The organism is Kitasatospora sp. NPDC101801, from assembly GCF_044766665.1.
Classification (GTDB): Bacteria; Actinomycetota; Actinomycetes; order Streptomycetales; family Streptomycetaceae; genus Kitasatospora.
In genome coordinates this window covers 100,803-107,385 of the sequence record NZ_JBIWML010000025.1, presented here as the reverse complement: position 1 = coordinate 107,385, position 6,583 = coordinate 100,803, and the positions used below count along the sequence as shown (strand labels likewise).

General features: G+C 70.3%; 7 protein-coding genes. 1 reads left to right on the top strand and 6 read right to left on the bottom strand.

Annotation, left to right across the window (positions count from 1 at the left end; all coding sequences use genetic code 11):
* Nucleotides 1-445: 445 nt before the first annotated feature.
* From ACIRPK_RS24680 to ACIRPK_RS24670, 3 genes are read right to left on the bottom strand one after another with little or no spacing between them, the layout of a single operon-like run.
* Nucleotides 446-1,249: a DUF3710 domain-containing protein gene (locus ACIRPK_RS24680; protein WP_403041696.1), complete on the bottom strand. Its 804-nt coding sequence runs from the start codon at nucleotides 1,247-1,249 to the stop codon at nucleotides 446-448.
* 57 nt (nucleotides 1,250-1,306) lie between these two features.
* On the bottom strand, nucleotides 1,307-1,795 hold the full coding sequence (gene dut / locus ACIRPK_RS24675) for a dUTP diphosphatase (protein ID WP_403041693.1): 489 nt from the start codon (nucleotides 1,793-1,795) through the stop codon (nucleotides 1,307-1,309).
* A complete protein-coding gene (locus tag ACIRPK_RS24670) occupies nucleotides 1,792-2,364 on the bottom strand; it encodes a PaaI family thioesterase (RefSeq protein ID WP_057229481.1) in 573 nt (190 codons plus the stop codon). The genes dut and ACIRPK_RS24670 overlap by 4 nt, the downstream gene beginning before the upstream one ends.
* A 196-nt stretch (nucleotides 2,365-2,560) precedes the next feature.
* On the opposite strand from ACIRPK_RS24670, the gene ACIRPK_RS24665 reads away from it, so the two are divergent.
* Nucleotides 2,561-3,010 carry a DUF3093 domain-containing protein gene (locus tag ACIRPK_RS24665; RefSeq protein ID WP_403041690.1) on the top strand — a complete coding sequence of 150 codons (450 nt, stop codon included), beginning with the start codon at nucleotides 2,561-2,563 and terminating at the stop codon, nucleotides 3,008-3,010.
* Nucleotides 3,011-3,249: 239 nt separating this feature from the next.
* On the opposite strand, the gene ACIRPK_RS24660 is transcribed toward ACIRPK_RS24665, so the two are convergent.
* From ACIRPK_RS24660 to ACIRPK_RS24650, 3 genes are all read right to left on the bottom strand, one after another.
* Nucleotides 3,250-3,549: a DUF4193 domain-containing protein gene (locus ACIRPK_RS24660; RefSeq protein WP_057229281.1), complete on the bottom strand. Its 300-nt coding sequence runs from the start codon at nucleotides 3,547-3,549 to the stop codon at nucleotides 3,250-3,252.
* Between the two features lie 447 nt (nucleotides 3,550-3,996).
* Entirely contained in the window at nucleotides 3,997-4,998 is a 1,002-nt protein-coding gene (locus ACIRPK_RS24655; RefSeq protein WP_403041687.1) for an acyl-ACP desaturase, read from the bottom strand.
* A 267-nt stretch (nucleotides 4,999-5,265) separates the two neighbouring features.
* Nucleotides 5,266-6,564, bottom strand: a complete 1,299-nt coding sequence (locus ACIRPK_RS24650; RefSeq protein WP_403041684.1) for a sensor histidine kinase — start codon at nucleotides 6,562-6,564, stop codon at nucleotides 5,266-5,268.
* Nucleotides 6,565-6,583 lie beyond the last annotated feature (19 nt).

Here is a 6,583-nt window from a genome sequence, read left to right as displayed (position 1 = left end):
TTCGTCCTGAGCCAGGATCAAACTCTCCGTGAATGTCTACCCGTCATCGGGCAACCACCTCGGAAGAGCGGCACGGCAACCACCGGAATAGGTGACCCCGCGCACTGCGTCCTCGCTAGTGTTTTACTTCATAAAGGAATCTCCAACCCCAGAATAATCTGAGGCCGGGGATGTCAACATATCTGGCGTTGACTTTTGGCACGCTGTTGAGTTCTCAAGGAACGGACACTTCCTTCGAGCCGCTTATCAGGCAGGCCCTCCGGGTGCTTCGTTCTTTCGTGTTCCGAGCTTATCAGACGTTTTCCGCTCCGTTTTCCGGAGTTTCATTCACCCGACTCGCTTTTCTTCGCCCCTCGCGGTGCGACTCCGGAACTGTACGGGCATCGCCGCCCCACAGGCAAATCGCCTCCGCCCGGCGTACCGGACGGAGGCGATCAGCGGACGATCAGCGGACTTCGGTGATCTCCGGACCACGGGCGAACGGGTCCAGCGAGGCCTCCGCGAAGCGGGAGCCTCCGGCGTCGACCACGCTCGCGCCGCCGTCGGCGACCATCTGGGCGTCCTCGGGGAGCTTGAGCACGATCGGGTCGCGCGGGGCCATCGGGGTCTCGCCGCGGACCACGACGGTCTGCAGGAAGACCTGCTCGAGGATCCCGGCCATCTCGGGCTGGACCGCGGCCTGGCCGGAGATCACGCCGCGGAGGAACCAGCGCGGTCCGTCGCAACCGACGAAGCGCACCAGCTGGACACCCTGGGTGCCGTCCGGTAGCTGCACGGGGACCTGGGCCCGGAGGTGCCAGCCCAGCGGGCCTTCCTCCTCCTCGACCAGGCCACCCTGCTGGGTGATGCCCGAGGCGATCTCCTCGCGGACCTCGCCCCAGATGCCCTCGGACTTGGGGGCCGCGAAGGCCTGGAGCTGGATGGCGCTGTTACCGAGGACCAGGGTGGCGGCCACGATCGCGTCGCCGGCCACCTCGACCCGCAGTTCCATGCCCTCGACACCGGGGATCAGGAGGCCGCCGAGGTCCACCCGGCCCTCCTCGGGGTTCTCCAGCTCGGAGATGTCCCACGGCCCGTCCGGGCGCGGGGCCGGCGGCAGGCCGACCCGGTCGGTGGGGTCTGCGTCGGCGGCGCTCTCGCTCTCGGAGTCGGCGGAGCCTTCTACGTCATCGGCCGTCTCGTCGGCGCTGATGGCGTCGTCGGCGAGCTGCTCGACAGCGTCCTCGCTCTTCTGGCGGCGACGGAACACGGTCACTGTCCTTCCCGGTCCAAGACCGATGCGAATACCTGCTCGACTACTGCTCGGCTACTGCGCTGGCGCGGGCATGGTAACCCTCTCGTGACCTCCGGTCGACCCGAACCCACCTTCGGCACGGGCCGAACCGGGAAGTTCGGCCACCTCGTGGAAACTCGCCTTCTCGACCTGCTGGATCACCAGCTGGGCGATTCGGTCCCCACGGCGGAAGCTGACTCCCTCGCGCGGGTCGAGGTTTACCAGAATCACCTTGATCTCACCACGGTACCCGGCATCGACCGTCCCCGGGGCGTTCACCAGTGCAACTCCGCACCGGGCCGCGAGCCCCGAACGCGGGTGCACGAAGGCGGCGTAACCGTCCGGCAGGGCGATGCCGATCCCGGTCGGCAGCACGGCGCGCTCACCAGGGGCGAGCTCGGCGTCCACGGTGGTGCGCAGGTCGGCTCCGGCGTCGCCGGGGTGCTCGTACGCCGGCAGCGGCAGCTCCGGATCGAAACGGGTGATCAGGACGTCGACCGGCGGGCGGGCGGTGGTACTCACGGGTTCACCTCGAAGGCTCGGGCACGCTTGAACAGATCCGGGTCGTCCAGGGCTTTCTTGATGTCCTCGGGACGCCCGTGCGTGGTGAAGTGTTCCAGTTTCACCTGGATGAAGAGTGCCTGCGCCCGGATGGCGACCGGCCCGTCCGGGCCGCCGATCCGGCCCTCGGCCGCGCTGTAGATCTTGCGGCCCTTCACGCCGGTCACCCAGGCGTGGATGTGCAGCGTGGAGTCGACCGGGACCGGACGGACGAAGTCGCTCTCCAGCCGGCCGGTCACGGCGGCCATGTGCAGCAGCCAGTTGAGCGTGCCGAGCGTCTCGTCCATCGCTGTCATCAGCACGCCGCCGTGGGCCAGCCCCGGGCCGCCCTGGTGGCCGGGGCGGACGGTGAACTCGGCCGTGACGTTCAGGCCCTCGCCCGCCACGGCGGTCAGCTGGAGGCCCTGCGGGTGCTGCGGCCCGCAGCCGAAGCAGTGGTCGTAGTGCGAGCCGAGCAGGGTGCCGGGCGCGGGCGCCTCGGGTGCCCGGGGCGGCAGCACGGCGTCGGCCGGGGGCGTGGTCGGCGGCAGGGCGGTGGCGCGGGCGACGGGCTGCTCGGAGCCCTGCTGCGCAGGCGGGAAGGCGGCTGGTCCGTTCACAGCGGCGACCTTACCGGTGGGTAGTACCGGCCGCACCGGCCGTCCACGGGGAGGCCGGCGGAGGAACGGCAGGAACTCCGGGGGAGGCGGCGGTCGAGGGCCCGGCGGCGGCGCACACAATGGGGGCATGTACGACGAACGCCTCACCGTCCCCCGCAGCTGGTGGCTGCTTCCCGTTGCGCTCGGCCTCTCGCTGGCGTTGATCATGCTGCGGTTCAGTGCGATCGGCGCGCTGGTCGGTCTGGTGGTCGGCATCGTCGCCGGAGCCGCCGCGCTGAGCAGCTACGGCTCCGCCCGGATCCGGGTGGTGCAGGGCTCCCTGGTGGCCGGCCAGGCCCGGATCCCGGCCGACGTGCTCGGCACCGCCCACGTGCTGAACCCGGCCGAGACGGTGGCCTGGCGGTCCGTGAAGGCGGACCCGCGCGCCTTCATGCTGCTGCGCAGCTACGTGCCGACCGCGCTGCGGGTCGAGATCACCGACCCGGCCGACCCGACCCCGTACGTCTACCTGTCGACCCGGTCGCCGCAGCGGCTGGCCGACGCGCTGGCCGAGGCCCGCCGGGGCCGGCACGGCTGACCCCGCCCCGCACCTCGTCCGGCCCCGGAAACGGCGGAGGGACGGCTCCGCGCATGTGCACGCGGGACCGTCCCTGTGTTCCGTACTGCGCCCCGACCGGTGGGTCCGGTCGCGCGGTGGTGCTGGAGCGGCCGCCGGGGTGACCGCAGTTGCTGCCTCCGGCCTTGCTGCCCAAGGCCGGGCGGGGCGGTGTGCCGAACCGACGGGGATCCGCCGGGCCGGGCCTTCCCGCCCGGTGCTCAGGCGCCGCAGTCCTGGCAGATGGGCTGCCCGTTCTTCTCACCGAAGAGCTGGCTCCGGTGGTGCACCAGGAAGCAGCTCATGCAGGTGAACTCGTCGGCCTGGCGCGGAAGCACCCGGACGGAGAGTTCCTCGTTGGAAAGGTCAGCGCCGGGGAGCTCGAGGCCCTCCGCCGCGTCGAACTCGTCGACGTCGACCGAGCTGGTGCTCTTCTCGTTCCGACGAGCCTTGAGCTCCTCGATGCTGTCCTCGTTGACATCGTCGTCGGTCTTGCGCGGGGTGTCGTAGTCCGTTGCCATTGTTCGCTCTCCCCCTCTGGGTGTGTGCGGTATCTCCAGCGCACGTAACGCATGGGGGGCCGGTCTTGTGCCCGACCCGAGGCGGAGATTTTGCCTTACTTCAAGCCCTGTTACTCAATCGACATCCGCGAACGGCCTCTTCAGGGCCCTGCCGAGCGGTCCGAACGGCCTCACGGAGAGCTCCCTCCGGGGGGCCGACCGACCGTTCGGACCATGACGTTCGGTAGCCGATGCCCGACCGGCCATCAGTCAACTCACCTGCACCCGAGACGACTTGATGACGTGTCGACAAATCCCGCGGGGCGTCCGACGGTCACCGTCGGCGACCCGGTAGCCCGAACCGGTGATCACCCTGAGAGATCATCCGAACGTGTCGGGCCACTTTGTGTGAGCTTCCTCACAGTCTGAACTTTTCGGGCAAATCCTGGAAATCCACCCACCCGACGGCTACTTCTTGGCGGCGTTCGCGGCCCGTCGCGCGAGCAGTGCGGCCTGCCGCTCGTCGAACTTGGTGGCCTGCGCGTCGAGGGCGCCGAGGAAGACGCCGAGCTCCTGCTGGGCCTGCTGACCGGCCGCGCCGAGCCCGCCGACCTCCATCACCTTGAGGTGGCGCAGCACCGGCTGCAGCACGTCGTCGTGGTGGATCCGGAGGTTGTAGACCCCGCCGATGGCGAGCTGGGCCGCCGAGCGCTCGAAGCCGGGCATGCCGTGGCCCGGCATCCGGAAGTCGATCACCACGTCGGCGATGGCCCGCATGGCCTGGTCCGGCGCGATCTCCATGGCCGCCTTGAGCAGGTTCCGGTAGAAGACCATGTGCAGGTTCTCGTCGTTGGCGATCTTCGCGAGCAGCTGGTCGCAGACCGGGTCACCCGAGAAGTGGCCGGTGTTGCGGTGCGAGATCCGGGTGGCCAGCTCCTGGAAGGCCACGTACGCGACCGAGTGCAGCATGCTGTGCGCGTTGTCCGACTCGAAGCCCTCGGCCATGTGCGTCATCCGGGCCCGCTCCAGCTCCACCGGGTCGACGGCCCGGGTGGCCAGCAGGTAGTCGCGAATGGCTATGCCGTGCCGGCCCTCCTCGGCCGTCCAGCGGTGCACCCAGGTGCCCCAGGCGCCCTCGCGGCCGAACATGGTGGCGATCTCGTGGTGGTAGCTGGGGAGGTTGTCCTCGGTGAGCAGGTTGACCACCAGCGCGATCCGGCCGAGCGGCGTCACCTTGGACTGGTCCAGCGCCCAGGCCTCGCCGCCGAGCACGCCGTCGAAGTCGCGCCCCAGGCTCCAGGGCACGTACTCATGCGGCATCCACTCCTTGGCGACCTTCAGGTGCCGGTTCAGCTCGACCTCGACGACCTCCTCGAGCGCCATGATCAATCGCGCGTCGGTCCAGCCCGCGGTGGTCAGCGAGGCGGCGGAGGGGGTGGCGGCGGTGCGCTGCTCGGGTGCGATGGTCACGGCGGTGCTCCTGAAAGGGCGGGGCAGGGACGACGGGGGTCGCGTCTGGCCGGGTGGCTACGACCAACCTTACGGCTCCGTAGGTTACGACACCGTAAGTTGTCCCGGCCGAAAATGACAAGCCGCCCCCGCCAGGCCGTTTGTCATGCCGACCGGCCTGGTGGGGGCGGCTCGGGAGCCTGCCGGATGCTCCGCGCACGGAGCGAAATCCGACCGAAAAGGACACTGGGGTGGCTGCGGCGACCCCTCACGGGCGATAGGGGTGGCTCAGGCTCCCGGGATCCGGACCCGGATGGTGAGGCCGCCCCCGGCGCGCGCGGAGGCCTCGATGGCCCCGCCGTGCGCGCGGACCACCGAGCGGACGATCGAGAGGCCGAGCCCGACCCCCTTGTCGCTCCGGGTCCGGTCGGCGCCCTTCACCCGGCGGAACGGCTCGAAGATGTGCTCCAGCTCGTACCCGGGCACCACCGGCCCGGTGTTGCTCACCACCAGCTCGCCCGCCCCGCCCGGCACCGGCGAGGTGGTGATCTCCACCCAACCGCCGGGGGTGTTGTACCGGGTCGCGTTCTGCAGCAGGTTGAGCGCGATCCGCTCCAGCAGCACGCCGTTCCCGCTGACCTGGACCGGTTCCAGCACCGAACGCAGCTCGACCTCCCGCCCGGCCGCCTCGGGGCGGATCTGCTCCAGCGCCCGGACCGCCACCTCGGCGAGCTCTATCGGGCGGCGGTCGGTGAGCTCGTTGTCGCTGCGGGCCAGCAGCAGCAGGCCCTCCACCAGCTGCTCGCTGCGCTCGTTGGTGGCCAGCAGGGTCTTCCCGAGCTGCTGCAGGTCGGCCGACGCCTCCGGATCGGAGAGCTGGACCTCCAGCAGAGTCCGGTTGATCGCCAGTGGGGTACGCAGCTCGTGCGAGGCGTTGGCGACGAACCGGCGTTGCGAGTCGAAGGCCCGGTCCAACCGCTCCAGCATGTCGTCGAAGGTGTCGGCCAGCTCCTTGAGCTCGTCGTCCGGGCCGTCCATGTCGATCCGCCGGTGCAGGTCGGAACCGGCCACCTCGCGGGCGGTCCTGGTGATCCGGTTGAGCGGGCGCAGCACCCGGCCGGCCAGCGCGTAGCCGAGGATGAACGCGATCACCGCGAGGCAGACCAGCACGGTCAGCGACTTGCGCAGCAGGGTGGTCAGCGCGGCCTCGGCCTGGACGCTCTGGAAGTGCCGCAGCCACTGCTCGAAGTTGGCCGCCGTGATCACGGTGCCGTCCTCGGTCTGGATCTGCACGTTCGAGCCCAGCCGGAGCGGCGGCAGCGCGGCGTCGTAGAAGGCCTGCCGGACGAAGAAGTACATCAGCATCAGCAGCACCACCCCGGCCATCAGGAACATCCCGCCGTACAGCAGGGTGAGCCTGATCCGGATGGTGGGGCGCAGCGGCAGCCAGCTGAACAGGCCCTCGCCGTGCACCACTTGGGGCGTCGGCCGGGCCGGTGCGACGGTCGGGGGCTGGGTCGGGCGCGGCGGCACCGGGGCGCCGGAATGCGCGCCGGGGGCCCCGCCGGTGGGGGGCGGGGTGGTCATGGCTGTCCTCTCGGGTGCG